Annotated in this window: 18 protein-coding genes; 9 read left to right on the top strand and 9 right to left on the bottom strand. The window is 67.5% G+C overall.

Annotated elements, in window-relative coordinates; translation table 11 throughout:
* Nucleotides 1–39 precede the first annotated feature (39 nt).
* Nucleotides 40–1,725: a serine hydrolase domain-containing protein gene (locus tag EDC25_RS12870; protein ID WP_165910909.1), complete on the bottom strand. Its 1,686-nt coding sequence runs from the start codon at nucleotides 1,723–1,725 to the stop codon at nucleotides 40–42.
* Between the two features lie 248 nt (nucleotides 1,726–1,973).
* On the bottom strand, nucleotides 1,974–2,333 hold the full coding sequence (locus EDC25_RS12875; protein WP_123522879.1) for a DUF1428 domain-containing protein: 360 nt from the start codon (nucleotides 2,331–2,333) through the stop codon (nucleotides 1,974–1,976).
* Nucleotides 2,334–2,525: 192 nt separating this feature from the next.
* Here EDC25_RS12875 and EDC25_RS12880 point away from each other — a divergent pair, with 192 nt between their 5' ends.
* The 6 genes from EDC25_RS12880 (at nucleotide 2,526) to coaE (ending at nucleotide 7,967) form a co-directional block, all read left to right on the top strand.
* Nucleotides 2,526–2,879, top strand: a complete 354-nt coding sequence (locus tag EDC25_RS12880) for a YciI family protein (RefSeq protein WP_123522880.1) — start codon at nucleotides 2,526–2,528, stop codon at nucleotides 2,877–2,879.
* A 27-nt stretch (nucleotides 2,880–2,906) separates the two neighbouring features.
* Entirely contained in the window at nucleotides 2,907–4,166 is a 1,260-nt protein-coding gene (locus tag EDC25_RS12885) for an RNA polymerase sigma factor (RefSeq protein ID WP_123522881.1), read from the top strand.
* A 140-nt stretch (nucleotides 4,167–4,306) separates the two neighbouring features.
* Entirely contained in the window at nucleotides 4,307–5,062 is a 756-nt protein-coding gene (locus EDC25_RS12890; protein ID WP_164484145.1) for a LamG domain-containing protein, read from the top strand.
* A gap of 55 nt (nucleotides 5,063–5,117) precedes the next feature.
* Nucleotides 5,118–6,329, top strand: coding sequence for a nucleoside recognition domain-containing protein (locus EDC25_RS12895; RefSeq protein ID WP_240639721.1), 1,212 nt, complete (start codon nucleotides 5,118–5,120; stop codon nucleotides 6,327–6,329).
* Nucleotides 6,330–6,393: 64 nt separating this feature from the next.
* Nucleotides 6,394–7,272 (top strand): prepilin peptidase, encoded by an 879-nt coding sequence (locus EDC25_RS12900; RefSeq protein WP_132577606.1) that lies wholly within the window; start codon nucleotides 6,394–6,396, stop codon nucleotides 7,270–7,272.
* Nucleotides 7,272–7,967 carry a dephospho-CoA kinase gene (coaE, locus tag EDC25_RS12905; RefSeq protein WP_123522884.1) on the top strand — a complete coding sequence of 232 codons (696 nt, stop codon included), beginning with the start codon at nucleotides 7,272–7,274 and terminating at the stop codon, nucleotides 7,965–7,967. The genes EDC25_RS12900 and coaE overlap by 1 nt, the downstream gene beginning before the upstream one ends.
* 226 nt (nucleotides 7,968–8,193) lie before the next feature.
* On the opposite strand, the gene EDC25_RS12910 is transcribed toward coaE, so the two are convergent.
* From EDC25_RS12910 to EDC25_RS12920, 3 genes are all read right to left on the bottom strand, one after another.
* The gene (locus EDC25_RS12910) at nucleotides 8,194–9,246 is read right to left on the bottom strand and encodes a thiamine phosphate synthase (RefSeq protein ID WP_123522885.1); all 1,053 of its coding nucleotides are present in this window, start codon (nucleotides 9,244–9,246) and stop codon (nucleotides 8,194–8,196) included.
* A gap of 37 nt (nucleotides 9,247–9,283) precedes the next feature.
* Nucleotides 9,284–12,010: a preprotein translocase subunit SecA gene (gene secA / locus EDC25_RS12915; RefSeq protein WP_123522886.1), complete on the bottom strand. Its 2,727-nt coding sequence runs from the start codon at nucleotides 12,008–12,010 to the stop codon at nucleotides 9,284–9,286.
* 129 nt (nucleotides 12,011–12,139) lie between these two features.
* Complete coding sequence (locus EDC25_RS12920; RefSeq protein ID WP_164484147.1) at nucleotides 12,140–13,087, bottom strand: M23 family metallopeptidase; 948 nt, start codon at nucleotides 13,085–13,087, stop codon at nucleotides 12,140–12,142.
* Between EDC25_RS12920 and EDC25_RS14770 the strand changes: the two genes are divergently transcribed.
* A complete protein-coding gene (locus EDC25_RS14770) occupies nucleotides 13,086–13,502 on the top strand; it encodes a DciA family protein (protein ID WP_164484148.1) in 417 nt (138 codons plus the stop codon). The two genes, EDC25_RS12920 and EDC25_RS14770, sit on opposite strands and share 2 nt — an antisense overlap.
* Before the next feature lie 40 nt (nucleotides 13,503–13,542).
* Here EDC25_RS14770 and lpxC read toward each other — a convergent pair whose 3' ends face one another.
* Both lpxC and EDC25_RS12935 read right to left on the bottom strand, forming a co-directional pair.
* Nucleotides 13,543–14,463, bottom strand: a complete 921-nt coding sequence (lpxC, locus tag EDC25_RS12930) for a UDP-3-O-acyl-N-acetylglucosamine deacetylase (protein WP_123522888.1) — start codon at nucleotides 14,461–14,463, stop codon at nucleotides 13,543–13,545.
* 168 nt (nucleotides 14,464–14,631) lie between these two features.
* On the bottom strand, nucleotides 14,632–16,257 hold the full coding sequence (locus EDC25_RS12935) for an NAD+ synthase (protein ID WP_123522889.1): 1,626 nt from the start codon (nucleotides 16,255–16,257) through the stop codon (nucleotides 14,632–14,634).
* Here EDC25_RS12935 and EDC25_RS12940 point away from each other — a divergent pair.
* Nucleotides 16,256–16,717 (top strand): YkgJ family cysteine cluster protein, encoded by a 462-nt coding sequence (locus tag EDC25_RS12940; protein WP_338108961.1) that lies wholly within the window; start codon nucleotides 16,256–16,258, stop codon nucleotides 16,715–16,717. The two genes, EDC25_RS12935 and EDC25_RS12940, sit on opposite strands and share 2 nt — an antisense overlap.
* Here EDC25_RS12940 and EDC25_RS15060 read toward each other — a convergent pair.
* A complete protein-coding gene (locus tag EDC25_RS15060; protein WP_240639722.1) occupies nucleotides 16,703–17,368 on the bottom strand; it encodes a hypothetical protein in 666 nt (221 codons plus the stop codon). The genes EDC25_RS12940 and EDC25_RS15060 overlap by 15 nt on opposite strands.
* Before the next feature lie 373 nt (nucleotides 17,369–17,741).
* On the opposite strand from EDC25_RS15060, the gene EDC25_RS12950 reads away from it, so the two are divergent.
* Nucleotides 17,742–18,470 (top strand): IS3 family transposase, encoded by a 729-nt coding sequence (locus EDC25_RS12950; protein ID WP_164484150.1) that lies wholly within the window; start codon nucleotides 17,742–17,744, stop codon nucleotides 18,468–18,470.
* On the opposite strand, the gene EDC25_RS12955 is transcribed toward EDC25_RS12950, so the two are convergent.
* On the bottom strand, nucleotides 18,438–19,463 hold a 1,026-nt coding region (locus EDC25_RS12955; RefSeq protein ID WP_132577607.1), incomplete at its 5' end, for an ISL3 family transposase. The genes EDC25_RS12950 and EDC25_RS12955 overlap by 33 nt on opposite strands.

The raw sequence follows: 19,463 nt of genomic DNA on the forward strand, positions 1-19,463 counted from the left end.
CCCGCGCAAGCGGGCCTTTTCGTTGCCGAGGGGGGGCGGTCAATCCGGCTTGCGTCGCGCCTCGATACGCACCGCACCCTGTTCCAGCCTGCAGGTCTGCACGTCCCCGGTTTCCGGCCCGAATTCGAAGCGCGCATCCACCTCGGCAATCCGGAACAGCGTTGGCGACATCGGCAGCAGCGCGAATGCGGGCTGGCCCGGAACCTGCACGCGCAGCATGCCGGCATCATCGAAGAACACCCGCCAGCTGATGCCTTCGGCCTCGTACTGGCCGACCACGCGATCCAGCGCCTCGCGTGGCAACTCGACCGTCACCGGAGCGTCCGGCAGGGCTTCCTGGCTGCGCGTCCACAGTTCGCCTTCCCCCTCGCCACCGGAGATCAGACGCAGGCCGGTCGGCGCGCCAGATGCATCGCGGTCGATCTCCAGCAGGCTCAGTGAGCCGTCGCCAAAACCGAAGCGGTCGTTGCCCAGGGGCACCAGCGTGAACACCGGGCCGCCACTGCGCTGCGAGGTCAACGCCCCGTCCCTCATACGCAGCACCCGGGCATTGTCGGCATCCTTGCGATACACGCCTTCCAGCGCCTTCAGTTCGGCCGGCGCCATCGCCACGGCGACCTGCTCCGGATAGGGATCGCCGATGGCGACCGCGGCGAGCTTTCGCGCGATCAGGCCCACCGTCGCCCCGCCTTCGCCATCGGCGTTGCGCAGCACGGCAACGCTCACGCCACTGTCGGGGAGGTAGAACAGATCGGAAAGGAAGCCGTTGATGCCGCCGCCGTGCTCGAACGCGGTGCGGTTGCGGACCGTCGTGCGGAAAATGCCGTAACCGTAGTTGCGCCCGTTTTCCGCCGCCTTGCCTTCAGGCGTGGTCATGCGCATGTAACTGTCGGCCGACAGCACCTTGCCGCCATGCAGTGCGCGGTTCCAGCGCCACAGGTCGTCGACCGTGGACAGCAGTGCGCCGGCCGCGTGCGGCTGCGTCATGCTGATCGGGGTGGCTCGCGAAAAACCGTCGCTGCCGGTGCTGTAGCCGGATGCATGGCCGGCGACGATCGCCAGACCAGCGCCGTCGCGCGTATGGTCCAGCGACAGCGGCTTGAAAAGCACCTCGTCCAGGTACGCCGACCAGCCCTTGCCGCTGGCCTTTTCGATGACGGCGCCAACGAGCACGTAGCCGGAATTGTTGTAGTCCCAGTCGCTGCCCGGTGCAAACGGCGCCGGTTTGTCCTTGAACACCGCGATCAGCGCGTCGGTATCGACGTCGCGACGGATGTCCTGGTCCATGTAACTGGGAATGCTGGTGTAGCTCTGGATGCCGGAGGTGTGGTTGAGCAACTGCGCCACCGTGATGGCATCGCCGTTCGGATAGTCGGGCAGGAACCGGCTGAGCGGATCGTCCAGCGCGACCTTGCCCTCGTCGACCAGCTTCAGCAGGCCGGCGGCGGCGAACTGCTTGGTCACCGAACCGATGCGGAAGACGTGGTCGGGCGACAGCGGCACGCCCAGTTCGATGCTCGCCTTGCCGCGCGCGCCGCGATACAGGATCTCGTCGCCCCGCGCCACGAGGACCGCCATGCCGGGGCCATCGGCCGGGACATGCTGCTCGAGCAGGCGTGTGGCTTCGGCCGCCACCGTTCGTGGGGATGGCGGCGTATCTGCGGAAACGGCCGTGGCCAGCAGCAAGGCCGGAAGGGTGGGCAAGAAATGGAAGGTTCGACGCATCATCGTTTCCCGCGGTGATTGGGAATCCCCAGCGTAGCCGCGTTACGGCGGCCCCGTACCTGCCAGAAGACAGGGGCGCAGGCCGGGCCAGGGCCTACGCGACCAGGCGGTTCCCGACCGACCTGGGTGCATGGTGCCCTTCCCCGGCGCGGCTGCGGCGGCGGAGGCCCGGGTCCTGCATTCCTGTTCACGCCGGAGGGCCGGGTGGCCGGCATTCGGCTCATGACGCCGTCCGCCGCGGCCCGGCTTCAGCGCTGCACCAGTGTTTCGAAGCCGCCGTAGGCCATGCGCCTGCAGTCGAACGGCACGTCGTCCGGACTCATCCCCGTCATCCGCGGGTCGTTCATCACCGCCGCGTTGATCCGGTCGCGATCGGCCCGGGACGCGAACTCGATCCAGGCGAAGACGATGGTTTCATCCGCCTTGGCGTTCACCAGCACGGGAAACGGCGTCATGCCTTCGGCGGCCAGGTCCTCGGCCACGCATTCGCGATAGGACAGCGCCCCGTGCTCGCGCCACAGGCCGGCGGCCATGTTGGCGATGCGGCGATAGGCTTCGACCTGGTCCTTGCGGATCGGCAGGATGTAACCGTCGATGTAGCTGCTCATGATGGAGGTCTCCGTGGCAATGGCCGGGCCGATGTCGCGCCCATGACCTGGTCGAACACAGCGGAGCGGATTCGACAGCGGTGGGCCGGAGGCCCGCCGGTTCGCGATGGCGGGCTCGAGCACCTATAGTCGGGCCCTGTCGAAACCGTCGGTCGCCGTTCGACCAGCTGTCGCAACCCGCCAGGAGCGATCATGAAATACCTGCTGCTGATCTATAACGACCCCGACCGCCTCGGTGCCATGCGCAAGGAGGAATTCGACCGGGAACTGGCGCATTGCTACGAGCGCGCCCATGAACTGATGGCGGAAGGGCGGCTGCTGTCGTCCGAGCGTCTGCAGCTGCCGGACACGGCGACGACCGTGCGCATCCGTGATGGCGCGATGTCGGTCACCGACGGCCCGTTCGCGGAAACCAAGGAATACCTCGCGGGTTTCAATGTCATCGAGGCCCGCGACCTGAACGAGGCGATCCGACTGGCGGCCGGATTCCCGTGGGCGAAGACCGGCAGTGTCGAAGTGCGGCCGATCGCGCAGTCGCTGCCCTGACGCACCCGCGTCGGCGCTGATGGAACGATGGTCGCACTGAGTGCGCAGGCGGCGCTGAAGGCGCGGATCGATACGCTCTACCGGAGCGAGTCACGCCGTGTCCTGGCAACGCTGATCCGCCTGCTCGGCGATTTCGATGTCGCCGAGGAAGCGCTGCACGACGCCTTCCGTGCAGCCGTCGAGCAATGGTCGTCTACGGGCGTCCCGGACAATCCGCGTGCCTGGCTGGTTTCCGCCGGCCGGTTCAAGGCGATCGACCGGCTGCGCCGCAATGCCCGTTTCCAGGGCGACTTCGAGTCGATCGTGCAGGGGCTGGCGGCCGCGGACGCCGACCCGGCCGACCGCGACTTCGACCAGGTCGAAGACGACCGCCTGCGCCTGGTGTTCACCTGTTGCCATCCGGCTCTGGCGCCGGACGCGCAGATCGCGCTGACCCTGCGCGAAGTGTGTGACCTCACCACCGAGGAAATCGCCCGCGCCTTCCTCGTCCCGACTCCGACCGTGGCGCAGCGGATCGTGCGCGCCAAGCATCGCCTGCGCGATGCCGGCATTCCCTACGAAGTGCCGGGCCATGCCGAGTTGCCGCAGCGGCTGGACAGCGTGCTGCGGGTCATCTTTCTGGTCTTCAACGAAGGCTACAGCGCGACCGCAGGTGATTCCATCGAACGGCGGGACCTCACCGGCGAGGCGATCCGCCTGGCGCGGCTGCTGCTCACGCTGCTGCAGGATGCCGAGGTCATGGGCCTGCTGGCGCTGATGCTGCTTCATACCTCGCGGCGCGCAGCGCGGGTTGGCGCGGACGGCGACCTGGTGCTGTTGCCGGAACAGGATCGCAGGCTCTGGGACCGTGCGCTGATTGCCGAAGGCGAAGCGCTGGTACAGCGGGCGATGGCCACGCGACGCATCGGCGTTTACACGTTGCAGGCGGCCATCGCCGCCGAACACGCACGCGCAACGACATCGGCAGATACCGACTGGTCGCGCATCATCGCCCTCTACGACATCCTGCGTCGCGCCGACCCGTCGCCGGTGATCGAACTGAATCGCGCGGTCGCCGTCTCGATGCGCGACGGCCCGCAGCCCGGACTGGACCTAATCGACGCACTGCTGGCACGCGGGGACCTGGCCGACTACCACCTCGCGCATGCGGCGCGTGCGGACCTGTGCGAGCGGCTGGGACGTTTCGGCGATGCGCGCTCGGCCTATCGCCGCGCATTGGCGCTGGTCCGGCAGACGCCTGAACGGCGCTATCTGGAACAGCGTCTTTCCGGATTGCCGTCCCGCTGATGCTCGCCAGGCTGTGAAGCCCTTATCGCGGACCAATGCGCACGCGGGCGGCGGTTGCCCGTCGTGGCACGGTCGCGAAGGCGCAGCCTGTCGTACGGAGCCCATGTCACAATGGACGCCTGTCGCGTTGGGAGGACGCAATGTCCACTCGTGTTTCCACCGGCCGGGTCGCCCGGATCCTTGCTGGCATTCTCATTGCCGGCGCCTCGATTGCGGTCCATGCACAACCCGGTGCGGTCGCCGACTACCGTTTCAATGGCTCGCTCGGGGACAGCCTTGGCAATGCACCGGCACTGACGCAACTGGTCCCCGGCGACGGGACTTTCATACCGGTATCGTTCGACGGCGCCGCCGGCTCCGCGCTGGCATTCTCCGCGGGCGCGGGCCTGTCGCTGGCGCTGGACGGCCTCATCGACGGCCAGGACTACAGTTTCGCGGTGCTGGCGCGCTTCGCGGCGGTGGGCGGCTGGAACAAATTCATCGATACCACGGCACTGGCCCGCGATGAAGGGCTGTACGTCCACGCGGGATTCGTCGAGCTGTATCCCTCGGCCCTGTCCGGCGCGGAGCCGGTCGAGGCCGACCAGTGGTACCAGTTCGTGATGACGCGCGATCTGTCCGGACTCGTCACGGTCTACCTTGATGGCGTCGAGCAGTTTTCACTGGATGACGATGTCGCTGGCTACGCGATGATTTCCGCCGAGCGCCTGCTGACGTTCTTCCGGGATGACGACTCCACGGGCAACTTCGAGACCTCGCCAGGCGCGGTCAAGCGGATCCGCCTGTTCAACCGCGCGCTGACGGCAGCGGAAGTCGCCCGCCTTGAGAATTACCGCGGCGGTGAGGTCATCTTCCGGAACGGCTTCGACCCGGCTCCGGTGATGCGCGAGCGCTGATCCGGCAAACTTCGCCGGGAGAGGCCGGGCCGCGCCGATGCTCAACGGATTGTGGGTGGGATTCTTCCTCGTGGCTGCCATCTCGGCGGCGGCGCGCTGGCTGTTCGGCGGCGAGCCGGAAGTCTTCGCCGCGATGGTCACCGCGCTGTTCGACATGGCGCGGGTGTCGGTCGAGATCATGGTGGTGCTGTTCGGCACGCTCACGCTCTGGCTGGGCCTGCTGCGGATCGCCGAACGCGCGGGCCTGGTCGATGCGCTGGCGCGACTGCTTGGACCGCTGTTCGCGCGCCTGATGCCGGAAGTGCCGCGCGGCCATCCGGCGATCGGACTGGTGACGCTGAACTTCGCCGCCAACGGCCTGGGCCTGGACAATGCGGCAACGCCCATCGGCCTGCGCGCCATGCGCGAGCTGCAGACGCTCAATCCCACGCCGGACCGGGCCAGCAATGCGCAGATCCTCTTCCTGGTGCTGAATGCGTCGTCGCTGACCGTGTTGCCGGTCAGCATTTTCATGTACCGCCTCCAGCAGGGCGCCGACGATCCGACGCTGGTGTTTCTACCCATCCTGCTGGCGACCAGTGCATCGACGCTGGCCGGATTGCTGGCGGTGGCGCTGGCGCAGCGGTTGAAGCTGTGGGATCCGGTCGTGCTGGCCTGGCTGGGCAGCGCGGCGCTGGCGCTGGGCGGTTTCATGTTCGTGCTGGTGACGCTGACGAGCACGGCGCTGGCGGCGCTGTCGTCGCTGCTGGGCAATCTCGTGCTGTTCGGCGTGATCATCCTGTTCCTCGTCGCCGGCGTGGTCCGGCGCATTCCCGTCTACGAGACCTTCATCGAAGGCGCGCGCGGCGGCTTCGAGGTTGCGCGTGACCTGCTGCCATACCTGGTGGCGATGCTGTGCGCGATCGGCGTGCTGCGGGCTTCCGGCGCGCTCGACCTGCTGCTCGACGGCATCCGTTCACTGGTGCTGTGGTTTGGCTGCGACGGTCGTTTCGTCGATGCCCTGCCGACCGCGCTGGTGAAGCCCTTCTCCGGCAGCGCCGCTCGGGCGATGCTGATCGAGACCATGCAGACGCATGGCGTCGACAGTTTCCCGGCGCTGGCGGCGGCGACCATCCAGGGCAGTACGGAGACGACGTTCTACGTACTGGCGGTGTACTTCGGCGCGGTTGGCATCCGCCACGCCCGGCATGCGGTCGGTTGCGCGCTGGTCGCGGAAGCGGCCGGCGTTGTCGCGGCAATCGCGGTGACCTACGCCTTCTTCGGCTGAGCCTGGCGCTGGCCGCGGCGACGTCGAGGCCGCACAATCACCGCCAAGGAAACGGGAGAGTTCGATGTTCGAAGGGGTGTTCGCTCAGCTCAGTCCGCTGGAGCCGTGGTGGCCGTGGATCGCCGCCGCGCTGGGTGCGATCGTCGGCAGCTTCCTGAACGTGGTGATCCTGCGCCTGCCGCTGCGCCTGGAATGGTCGTGGCGGCAGCAGGCGCGGGAATTCCTCGGCGAGCCGGCGGAGGACATTGCGGCGGCACCGCCCGGACTGGTCATGGACCACTCGCGATGTCCGTCCTGCCAGGCGCCGATCCGCGCCTGGCAGAACATTCCGGTGATCAGCTGGCTGCTGCTTCGTGGCCGCTGCGCCTCCTGCCGGACAGCGATCTCCTGGCAGTATCCGCTGGTCGAGCTGCTGACCGCGCTGGCGTCGCTGGCGGTGGCCCTGAAGTTCGGTTTCACCTTCGAAGCGGTCGCTGCGCTCGGCTTCACCTGGACCCTGGTGGCACTGTGCGGCATCGACTTCCGCACCCAGCTGCTGCCGGACCAGCTGACGCTGTGCCTGCTGTGGGCAGGGCTGCTGCTGGCCCTGCAGCCGCTGTTCGTCGGTCCTGCCCAGGCGATCCTTGGCGCCGCATTGGGCTATCTCAGCCTTTGGAGCGTGTTCTGGCTGTTCCGCCTGGCCACCGGCAAGGAAGGCATGGGCTATGGCGACTTCAAGCTGCTGGCGGCACTGGGCGCCTGGCTGGGCCCGATGGCCCTGCTGCCGATCGTCCTGATCGCCAGCCTCAGCGGCGCAGTCATTGGTGGCATCTATCTGGCCGTGAAACACGGTGGCGAATCGAAGCCGTTCGCGTTCGGCCCGTATCTGGCAATCGCCGGCTGGATCCAGCTGATCGCGGGCGACTGGCTGCTGGCGCGCTACTACGCCCTGCTGGGCATGTGATGGCGGCGGCGACGGACACAGGCCGGTCCACGCCGCTGGTCGTCGCGGTCACCGGCGGTATCGCCAGCGGCAAGAGCGCGCTGACGGCCGCCTTCGGAGCCCTCGGCGTGCCGGTGGCGGACGCGGACATCGCAGCGCGCGAGGTCATCGCCGCCGGCAGCAGCGGGCTGGCCGAAGTCGTGGAAGCATTTGGACCGGATGTCCTGGCGGCCGACGGCGCACTGGATCGCCGCGCGATGCGCGCACGCGTCTTCGCCCATCCCGACGCGCGGCGACGGCTGGAGGCGATCATCCATCCGCGCGTGCGGCAATGGCTACGCGATGCGGTGGACAGCTGGACGACCATGTACGGCCTTCTGGCCATCCCGCTGCTGGTCGAATCCGGTGACGCCTACAGCTGGGTCGATCGCGTGCTGGTCGTCGATGTGCCCGCCCCGTTGCAGATCGAACGGCTGATGCGTCGCGACGGCATCGACCGCACGCTGGCCGAGTCCATGCTGGCGGCGCAGGCGACGCGCGAACAGCGGCTGGTCATTGCCGACGATGTCCACGATGCCGCCGCGCCCCTGGAAGCACTGCCGGAACGCGCCGCGCGGCTGCACCGGCATTATCTCGAACTGGCGGGTGCAAAGCAGGCGGGCGAACTGGCGCCATCGCGTTGGCAGCGCCTGCTCGCCGGACAGGACCAGGCGTAGGCATCCCGCGCCGAGGTGTCGATCACGGCCACGCTGCCCTTGGCAGCGGGAGTCAGCACCGCGGACCCAGGGCCTGTTGCTCCTGGCACACCCGATCCGCTTGGCGGGCGCAGTTGCCGGTCAACGCGCTGACTGGACGGTGGCGCGATGCGGTGCTGGTGCGACCGGATGCATGGCCAGCGTGGCGGCATCGCAGTGCAGGCGGTGCAGGCGCCAAGCGCGCCGCTCAGTCCGGCCAGAACGCCCGGATCGCGGCCACGCCGAAGGCGCCCTGCGCCTGGGCCCGCGGGAGATCGTCGGCCCCCAGTCCGCCCAGGGCATAGACCGGCAGGCTGGCGTTGGCGAGCAGGGCGCCGGCACGCGCCCAGCCCAGTGGCGTCGCGCCCGGATGGCTGGCGGTCAATGCCACCGGCGCCAGCGTGGCGAAATCGCAGCCGATGCGGGCAGCCATGCGCAGTTCGTCGGCGTCGTGGCAGGACGCCGCCAGCCAGCCGCGCGCCTGTCGGCGCAGCCGGGCCGGCGCGGTGGCGCCTGCTTCCAGGGCGGCGCCCACGTCGATCCGGCCATCCGATCCACGCGGCAGCCAGGCTTCCCGGCCATCTTGCGGGTCTCCCGCTCCCTGCGCCCAGTCGCGCAGGCGCGCCGAGGGCAGGTGCAGGCCCACGCCCAGCCGGGCGGCCAGGTGCGCGCGATCGTTGAGCAGCAGGTCGGCGCCGTGGCGCCGGGCGGCGAGTGCCGCGCGCGTGGCGACGGCGGCATGGGCGACGTCGTCCAGGCTCCGGGTGCGCAGCTGCACGACCTGCCCGCCGTGGGCGAGCAGGCGGTCGAGGCGGCGCGCGAAGGCGTCGGGATCGGCGCCCGGTTCCGGTGTGATCGCGTAGCGCGGAGGCAGGCGCAGTGCGGCGGCGATCGGCCAGTCCGGCGCCGGCATCGGCTGGTTGTCGAGGGCGTGGACGCCGTGCCAGGCCAGTTCCTGGCCTTCGAGCGCCTGTGGTTCGCCGCTCCAGTCGTCGACCGTCCAGGCATGCAAGCGAAGCCGCCGGTCGCCCAGCTCATGGCTGCAGGTCAACAGCGGGCGGCCGGCGCGGGCGATGATGCCCAGTTCCTCGCGAAGTTCGCGGGCGAGGGCCGCGAACGCATCCTCGTGCTCGTCGAGCTTGCCGCCCGGGAATTCCCAGAGGCCGGCCAGCGGCTTGCCGGGCGGGCGACGTGCGAGCAGGACGCGTCCGCCGGCATCACGCAGGATGCCTGCGGCCACTTCCAGTGCCGGTCGGGCCATTCGACTGCAATGCGCGGCGGTGGCGACCGCCGCGCGCTCAGGCGATCTGCCCGTGGCAGTGCTTGTACTTCTTGCCGGAACCGCAGGGGCAGGGATCGTTGCGGCCGATCTTGGCCTCGCCGCGCGTGACCGTGCCCATGCCGGATGCCTGGACGTTCACCGGGGGCGCCGCCTGTTCGGGACCGCCAATGCCGGCATGCGCGGCGTGCTGCATCTGCAGCGGCGCGTTCTGCTGCGCGGCGCGCTGCTGCGCTTCCAGCTGCGCGACTTCCTCGTCGCTGCGGATGCGCACGCGCGAGATCAGCGAGATCACTTCGCGCTTGATCTTATCCAGCATCGCCGAGAACAGCTCGAAGGACTCGCGCTTGAACTCCTGCTTCGGCTGCTTCTGCGCATAGCCGCGCAGGTGGATGCCCTGGCGCAGGTAGTCCATGCTGGCCAGGTGCTCCTTCCACTGCTGGTCAAGCACGCTGAGCATCATGTGCTTCTCGAGCTGGCGCATGATCTCGCTGCCGATCATCGCTTCCTTTTCGCGGAAATGACGCTCGACGGCTTCCTGCACGCGGCGTTCGATGCCGGCGGCATCGAGTTCCTCGCCGCTTTCCAGCCACGAGCGGGTCGACAGCTGGATGCCGAAATCCGAGGCCAGTTCACTTTCCAGGCCGGCGAGGTTCCAGGCCTCGTCCACCGAATCCGGTGCCACGTAGGTGTGCACCACGTCGGCGACCACATCCTCGCGGATGCTGTCGATCGCCTCCTGCACCGATTCCGACTCCATCAGCTCGGCGCGCTGCTGGTAGATCACCTTGCGCTGGTCGTTGGCGACGTCGTCGAAGTCGAGCAGGTGCTTGCGCATGTCGAAGTTGTGCGCCTCGACCTTGCGCTGCGCCTTCTCGATCTGGCGGCTGACCATGCGGTCCTGCAGCGCCTCGTCTTCCTTCATGCCGGCGAACTGCATCAGCTTCGCGACCCAGTCCGGCGCGAAGATGCGCATCAGCGTGTCTTCAAGCGACAGGTAGAAGCGGCTGGAGCCCGGGTCGCCCTGGCGACCGGAACGGCCACGCAGCTGGTTGTCGATGCGGCGGGATTCGTGGCGTTCGGTGCCGATGATGTGCAGGCCACCCGAGGCGAGCACCTGGTCGTGGCGCTGCTGCCATTCCTCGCGGACCTTGGCCTTTTCGGCCTCGGAGGCGTCTTCCGGCAGCTCGGCCAGTTCGACCTCGAGGTTGCCGCCGAGCACGATGTCGGTGCCGCGGCCGGCCATGTTGGTGGCGATGGTGATCGCCTTGGGCTTGCCGGCCTGGGCGACGATCTGCGCCTCGCGCGCATGCTGCTTGGCGTTCAGCACCTCGTGCGGCAGCTTGTCCTGCTTGAGCAGCGCGGAGAGGTATTCCGACACCTCGATGGAGGTGGTGCCGACCAGCACCGGCTGGCCGCGCTCGTAGCAGTCCTTGATGTCCTGGATGATGGCCCGGTACTTGGGCTCCTTCTTCAGGAAGATCAGGTCCGCCTCGTCCTTGCGCACCATCGGGCGGTGCGTCGGGATGACCACCACTTCCAGGCCATAGATGCTCTGGAACTCGTAGGCTTCGGTGTCGGCCGTACCGGTCATGCCGGACAGCTTGTTGTACATGCGGAACAGGTTCTGGAAGGTGATCGATGCCAGCGTCTGGTTCTCGCGCTGGATCGGCACGCCTTCCTTGGCCTCGACCGCCTGGTGCAGGCCGTCGGACCAGCGACGACCGGGGAGGGTGCGTCCGGTGAATTCGTCGACGATGATCACCTCGCCGTCACGCACGATGTAGTCGACATCGCGCTGGAACAACGAATGCGCGCGCAGTGCGGCATTGAGGTGGTGGACGACCGAGATGTTGCTGGCGTCGTACAGCTTGTCCTCGGGGCCGAGGATGCCGTCGCGCTTGAGCAGCGACTCGATGTGCTCCATGCCTTGCTCGGACAGGTGCACCTGCTTGCCCTTCTCGTCGACCCAGTAGTCGCCGGCGGAGTCTTCCTTCTCCTGGCGCGCCAGGTGCGGGACGATCCGGTTGACCTTGATGTACAGCTCCGGCGATTCGTCGGCAGGGCCGGAAATGATCAGCGGCGTGCGCGCCTCGTCGATCAGGATGGAGTCCACTTCGTCGACGATGGCGAAGTTGAGGCCGCGCTGGTAGCGGTCTTCCTTGGCCAGCGCCATGTTGTCGCGCAGGTAGTCGAAGCCGAATTCGTTGTTGGTGCCGTAGGTGATGTCGGCAGCATAGGCGGCACGCTTGTCGGTGAATGGCATGCCCGGGTAGACGACGCCGACGCTCAGGCCGAGGAATTCATAGACCTTGCCCATCCAGCCGGCGTCGCGCTTGGCCAGGTAGTCGTTCACGGTGACCACGTGCACGCCCTTGCCGCTGATGGCGTTGAGGTAGGTCGGCAGCGTCGCGACCAGGGTCTTGCCTTCGCCGGTGCGCATCTCGGCGATCTTGCCCATGTGCAGCACCATGCCGCCGATCATCTGTACGTCGTAGTGGCGCAGCCCAAGGACACGGCGTGCCGCCTCGCGCACGGTGGCAAAGGCTTCCGGCAGGATCTGGTCCAGCGTCTCGCCCTTCTCCAGCCGCGCCCGGTACTCGGCGGTCTTGCCGCGCAGGGCTTCGTCGTCGAGGGCCTGCATTCCCGGTTCCAGGTCGTTGATGCGCTGGACGGTCTTGGAAAGCTGCTTGATCAGCCGCTCGTTGCGGCTGCCGAACAGGCGGGTCAGGACTTTCTGGAACATGGGCGTGCTTTACCGGGTGGTGGCGGGTCGGCCGTGGGGCCGATGACGGCGAAAAGCCGTCGGTCTGAAAACGCGCGAGGCCGCAATGCGGCCTCGCCCTGACAACTCATGGGGTCGATCAGTGCCGGATCAAGAGGCCTGCTGGCCCTCGCGGGTGGCCTTGACGAAGGTCAGGGGATTGACCGGTCGCTCATTGTGCCAGACTTCGAAGTGCAGATGGACGCCGGTGGCGCGGCCGGTGCGGCCCATTTCGCCGACTTTCTGGCCCGTTTTGACAACGTCGCCGACGCGGACGAGGTTCTTGCTGTGGTGGGCGTAGCGGGTGCGGTAGCCGTTGCCATGGTCGATCTCGACCATGTTCCCGTAGCCGAAGTGCATGCCGGAGAAGGCGACCACGCCGTCGGCAACGGCATAGACGTCGTCGCCGATGTTGCCCGGGAAGTCGATGCCGGTATGCAGGTCGCGGCCGCCGGTGAACGGATCGCTGCGGTAGCCGAAGCTCGAGGAGATGTAGCCCTGCTTGATCGGCCAGCCGGCCGGGGTCAGGTCGCGCTCGACGTCCCGACCGAGCAGGAACTCCTCGATCAGCGACAGCTGCGAGCTCTGCTCGGCGAACTGGCGTTCGAGGTCACCCAGCGACTTCAGGAAGTCCTCCGGATCGATGCTGCCGACCTGGGGCAGGGTCTGCGGGCCACCGACAGCAGGCGCCTCGCGGAAATTGAATTCACCCTGGTCCAGCTTGCCAACCGCCGTCAGGCGCTCGCCAAGGGCGTTCAGGCGGGTCGCTTCGGCCTTGAGCTCGCCAAGGCGGAGGGCCAGGGCATTGATGTCGCGCTGGGATGCCTGGCGGACATCGACCAGACCCGATTCGTACTGGGCCAGCTGGTCGCGCAGCTTCTGCACTTCGGCACTGGCCGTCTGCTGCGACTGGCCCACCCGCGTTCCACCCACGAAAGCCAGGCCACTGACCGTGGCCATGGCGGTGATCGCGGCAACCGCGATCAGTGTCAGGCGTCGGCCGTTCAGGGCAATGCGCCGCGGCGCCGACAGTTTGTCAGACAGAATGATAATGTTCATGGCAACCAACTCGTCCCTCATGTCCCAGCACACGCCCCATCACACCTTCAAACCGGTCGCCGATATCGTCCTCTCCAACGATATCGCCGGTCTTGCGGCGCGGGCCGGCGCCTTGGCCGACCTTGGAGCGCGGCTGAGCCGCGTTCTACCGTCTGCTCTCTCTGCCCAGGTCCGTTTTGCCGACCTGCGCGAAGGAAGGCTCGTTTTTCTCGCCAGTTCCGCCGCGTGGGCCACGCGCCTGCGCTATACGCAGGCCCTGGTCCTGGAAGCCGCCCGGCAGCTCGGCCTCGGCGCGTCGGAACTTGTGGTGAAAGTGGCTCCACCGGCGCCGGCCTCCCAGCCTCTGGCACCTGCAAGACCACTTTCCGAATCGGCTGCCCGTCACCTGGACCTGGCCGCCAAACTGTTGCGCTGACCGTTGCCGCCGGTCCGTCGGATCTCCTCGGTTCTCCCCGTCAGCCCGCCGACACGACCGCTTCGCCGCCGGCGTAACTGGCCGGCGCCCTGGCCTCGTCTTCGAAACTGACCTTCTCCCAGGCCGTGGCATCCGCCAGGACCGCACGCACCAGACGGTTGTTCAGCGCGTGGCCAGACTTATACCCCGAAAACGCGCCCAGGATGTTGCCGCCGATCAAATAAAGATCGCCAACTGCGTCAAGAATCTTGTGGCGGACGAACTCGTCCTCGTAGCGCAGGCCGTCCTCGTTGAGGACCCGGTAGTCGTCCAGCACGATGGCATTGTCCATGCTGCCGCCCAGCGCAAGATTGCGGCTGCGCAGCGCCTCGATGTCGCGGACGAAGCCGAAGGTGCGGGCCCGGCTGACCTCCTTGACGAAGGAGGTGGCGTTGAAATCGATGACCGCCTCGGAGTGCCGGCGGTCGATGGCCGGGTGATCGAAATCGATCTGGAAACCGACCTTGAAGCCGTCATAGGGCTCGAACTGCGCCCACTTCTCGCCGTCCTCGACCCGGACCGGCCTGCGGATCCGGAAGAACCGCTTGGCCTTGGCCTGCTCCTCGACGCCGGCCGACTGCAGCAGGAAGACGAACGGGCCGGCGGAGCCGTCCATGATCGGTACTTCCGGGGCCGACAGGTCGATATAGGCGTTGTCGATGCCGAGGCCGGCCAGCGCCGAGCACAGGTGCTCCACCGTGGCGACGCGCACGCCGTCCTTGACCAGTGTGGAAGACATCGTCGTCTCGCCGACATAGTCGGCCAAGGCGGGAATATCGACGGGTTCCGGCAGGTCGACGCGGCGGAACACCACGCCGGTATCCACGGGCGCAGGGCGCAGGGTCATATAGACCTTTTCCCCTGTGTGGATGCCGACGCCCGTGGCGCGGATGATGTTCTTGAGCGTTTTCTGGCGCAGCATCAGGGCGCGCTGGCTCCGGCGGCAAAGACAAAGACGGCCGGATGCTAGCACAGGGATCCCTGAGCGGGAAGAAAATGCAACAGGCGTGTCGCTTTCCTGCAACACTTTCTTAACATCGCCGGGACGCCGTGCCGGACGGCGTCCAGATGCCGCGGAAGCGGGTCGCCTTCAGCGCCAGGCCGAAGTGATCGGGTAGCGGCGGTCGCGTCCGAACGCCTTGGCGGTGATCTTGGGACCGGGCGCCGCCTGCCGGCGCTTGTACTCGGCGCGGTACACCATGCCGATGACGCGGTTGACGGTGGCGGCATCGAAGCCCGCGGCGGCGATCTCTTCCAGCGACTGCTGCAGTTCGATGAAGCGGTGCAGGATGGCGTCCAGTTCCTCGTAGGGCGGCAGCGAGTCCTGGTCGAGCTGGCCATCACGCAACTCGGCGGTGGGCGGGCGCTCGATGACCCGCGCCGGGATCACCTCGCCGTCACCCTGGCGGTTGCGCCAGCGGGCCAGGGCGTAGACCTGCGTCTTGTAGCAGTCCTTGATCGGCGCGAAGCCGCCGCACATGTCGCCATACAGGGTGGAGTAGCCGACCGCGACCTCGCTCTTGTTGCCCGTGGTCAGCAGGAGATGGCCGAACTTGTTCGACAGTGCCATCAGTGCCACGCCGCGGCAGCGGGCCTGGATGTTCTCCTCGGCCAGGTCCGGTTCGCGGCCGGCAAAGCTGGGGGCGAGCATCGACAGGAAGGCCTCGTAGGCCGGTTCGATGGCGATCACGTCGTAGCGCACGCCCTGGGCCCGGGCCTGCCGGGTCGCCAGCTCGACGCTCTCGCTGCTGGTGTGGCGCGAGGGCAGCATCACGGCGTGGCAGCGTTCGGGACCGATGGCATCGACGGCCAGCGCGAGGGTGACGGCCGAATCGATGCCGCCCGACAGCCCGAGCACGACCCCCGGGAAGCCGTTGCGTTCCACGTAGTCACGCAGTCCCCGGACCAGTCCGCGCCAGACGATTTCGTCGGGCCCGGGGTGCTCCGCCGGCACCCAGGCCGGTGGCTGCCAGCTCCGGGTCGCCTGGTCGAAGTCGCACAGCAGCAGTTCGTCACTGAAGGCGGGCGCCGGACCATGGACGCGGCCGTCGGCATCGACGAGCAGGGCGCCGCCGTCGAAAACCAGGTCGTCCTGGCCGCCGACCACATTGATATAGGCCAGTGGCAGCCCATGGCCGGCGACGCGTGACTTCAGCAGCGCCTGGCGGGCGTCGGCCTTCTCGCTTTCGAACGGCGAGGCGTTCACCGACAGCACCAGCTCGGCGCCGCCTTCGACGACGCGGGCGATCGGCCGCGCCGTCCACAGGTCCTCGCAGATCAGCAGGCCACAGCGCAGGCCGTTCCAGTCCACCAGGCAGGGCGCGTCGCCGGGTTCGAAGTAGCGTTTCTCGTCGAACACCGCGTAGTTAGGCAAGGCCTGCTTGCGGCAGGTGGTGAGGACGCGGCCGTCACGAAGCCAGCTGGCGGCGTTGTAGAGCACATCGCCGATCCGCAGCGGATGGCCGACGACTGCCTCGATGCCGACCGCGGCGGCGGCAATGCGGGCCAGCGCCTGCTCGCAGGCCGCCAGCAGGCTCTGGCGCTGCAGCTGGTCCTCCGGGAGATAGCCGCACAAGGCGAGCTCCGGGAACAGCACCAGCCCGGCGCCATGGCGGTCGCGGGCCTCCTGCATCAGCGAGATGATGCGGGCGGCATTGGTGTCGATGGCGCCAACGGGAAAGGCGAACTGGGCAAGCGCGAGTCGATGGTTCGTCATGGCCGGCATGATGCCGCAACCAAGCGGCGAGGGGGACTGCCAAGGCGTGCGTGACATCGTTAAGATCCGCGCCCGGTTGAACGTCCAGACCGTACCGATGGAGCATCCCTGTCTGCGTTGTGGCGCATGCTGCGCCTGCTTCCGCGTGGCTTTCCACTGGCTGGAAGCCGACAACTTCGCCGGCGGCGTCACGCCGCCCGAACTCACAGAACGGCTGGATGCCCACCGGCTGGTAATGCGCGGGACGCGGTCCTGTCCGACGCGCTGTGTGGCGCTCGTTGGAACGATCGGCGAAGCCGCGAGCTGCGGGATCTATGCTCAGCGCCCAAGTCCCTGCCGCGAACTGTTGCCGGCCTGGGAAAACGGCGAAGCCAGCGCGCAGTGTGATCGCGCCCGTGCCGCGCACGGTTTGCCGCCGCTGACGCCGGCCGACTGGCCGGCGCCTTCACGGGCAGCCTGATTCCCTGGGTTGGGCGCAACCGCAGCCGTGTCGCGCCTGCCGGCAGGCGGTACGGTGAGGCGCGCGCGTCAGGCCTTGCGCGGCTTCCGCATCTGCACGAATGTGGCAAGGACCGACAATGCAGCCAGCATCAGGAGTGCCCAGGTCGACAGGGTCGGCACTGCAGCCGATGCACCGCTGCCAAGCTGAACCTGCTCGATCTCGAAACGCGCGTAATTCGAAAGGGTCGGGACCGATATTGATCCCTGAAGGCTGGTTCCGGGGCACCATCGCATACAGCGAGTAACTGCCGGCAGTCTCGCCGGCGGAGAACGGTGGCGCCGTCACCAGCCCTTGTGCATTGGTTACCAGCCGTATTGATGGCCCGGATTCGAACCGCCCATACACACTATGTGGCGGCGCCCCGCAGTTGGGCTGCATCGGCATGCACATGATGTAATTGATTTCCAGCATCACCTCGACGCCGCCCACGGGGGCGCCATTGTCCGTGCGCGAGACCTGGGCCACGAAGCGTTCTGGAAGGACCTCGTTCACCCGCACCACCTGGGGTGTGTCGCTGACCTCGGCGATTCGCACGGGAATACCGGATTGGGCTTGGGCGCCCGCTGCCAGGAGCGACAGAATCAGGATCCAGCGGCGAGGCGTCTTCATCATTGTCACCAGTAGTCGGGTTGCCTCGTTGCCGCCAGGCGGCCGCGGGTCCGTTGGCCGGGCCCGCGGGAGCGGGCCCGGCCGAAGCGAATCTAGCGCAGTTCGACTTTTGACGTCGTTGATTCTTACCGCTTGTGATCGTGCTGCGTCCTGACGCGGGCGCGCTGAAATTCACGCACCCCGGCCCACCTCGCTGTCCGCCAGCGCCATCAGCGACGTCGGCCCGGCGGAAGGGCCGCGGCGTGGAAGTCGGCGCGCGGCAGGATCTTGCTGATGTAGAAGCGCGCCACTTCTCGCTGCACGCGCTTGAAGTCCGCGCTGGCCGACGGCGATTCCGCGGCCGCTAGCCGCTGCGCCCAGCGCCATCGCCGCGTTGGCAGGGCTGGTCGAGAACCGTCCGGCGCGCGGCTTCTGGAAGTGCCGCAAGCTGTTGCGCAAGTCGCGGCCGGATTGGAACCACAAGCGGATCTACCGGGTGTACAAGGCGATGCAATTGAACCTGCGCCGAGCTGCGACGCGACGCCTGCCCAAGCGCGAGCGCGTGCCGCTGTACGTGCCAAAGCTGCCGGACCCCGTGTGGTCGGCGGACTTCATGTCCGACGCCCTGGCCTGTGGTCGCCGCTTCCGGACGTTCAACGTCGTCGACGACTTCAACCGCGAGGCGCTGCATATCGAGGTCGATACCTCGATCACCTCGGCTCGCCTGGTGCGGATCTTCGAGCAGCTGCGCCGCGATCAGGGCCTTCCGCAGGTCCTCCGCACGGACAACGGCCCGGAGTTCCTTGGCGAAGTCTTCGTGGCGTGGGCGAAAGCCCATGGCATGGCTATCCGGTACATCCAGCCGGGCAAGCCCAACCAGAATGCCTACGTCGAACGCTTCAACCGCACCTTCAGGGATGAGGTACTGGACCTGCACCTGTTCCTGCGGATCCAGGACGCCCAGGAAGCCGCATGGACGTGGATGACCGAGTACAACGAGGAGCGACCGCACGATTCCCTGGGCGACCTGACGCCCGCCGAGTTCCGCCAGAAAGCCGCCGGAGGTTCTACTTTTGAGGGTCTTCGCGGATCAGTGTGGGTCCAAACGGACGTTTTGGGGTAGCGCTGGCAGGAAGCTGGCGATGACCTTGAGCTTGAGGTAGTCCTCGTCGCGATAGCCGTAGGCGCTGCGCTGGATGACACGGATCTTGTTGTTCAGTCCTTCCACCAGGCCAAGGCTGACCTTGTTGCCGGGTGTGCAGTAGGCGGCGATGCCATCCCAGTGCCGCTCGATCATTCGCGCGAACTTCTGGTACGGCACCAGCCGCTGCCAGCGCAGGCTCTGCTTCCAGCGCTCGAAGAACGCCCGTGCGCCACGCTCGGTGCGATAGCTCCATAACTGGCCGAAGGATTCCTTGAGCAGGTAAGCCGTGCTCAGGCGCTTGTTGGCCGCCAACAGCTTCTTGAGTGCTTTACGCCCATCCAGGCTGAGGTTCTCGCGGTTGGATAGCAGGGTGTAGCGCTGGCCCTTGATGTAGCTGCGATCCTGGCCCTGCAGACGCTTGCACTCGTCCCGTCGCACCTGGTCGAGCGCGTCGGACAGGTGGCGCATGATGTGGAACTTGTCGAACACGATGGCCGCGTTGGGCGCGTTCTTGCCCACCGAGGTGCGGAACGGGCGCCACATGTCCATCACCGCCAAATCGATGCGAGCGCTCTTTTTCGGCCCAAGATCGGCGAAAAACTGGCCAATGTCCGCTTCCGTGCGGCCACTGCCGCCGAACCAGATCGGCCGTCTGCGCTCCAGGTCGCTGACCACGACGCGGTAGTCGTGCCCCTTGTGGATGGCGATCTCGTCGATGCCGAACGCCCGCGGCGCCGGCATCCCGGCCCGACGCACCTGCTCGGCCATGTACAGCTTGGACAGGTCCTTGACCGTGCTGTCGTGCAGCCGCTCCATCTCGGCCACTGCCTTGTTGGTCATGCTCCGGCACAGGTTGCCCACGTGCAGGGCGAAGCGACCGGTGTAGCGCGGGTTCTTCGCCAGCCAGTCCAGCCGCTCTACGTGCACGCCGCCGCAGCCCGGACAGTTGACCCGCCAGCGCTCGAATTCCAC

It is taken from the genome of Pseudofulvimonas gallinarii, from assembly GCF_004343305.1.
Lineage (GTDB): Bacteria > Pseudomonadota > Gammaproteobacteria > Xanthomonadales > UBA2363 > Pseudofulvimonas > Pseudofulvimonas gallinarii.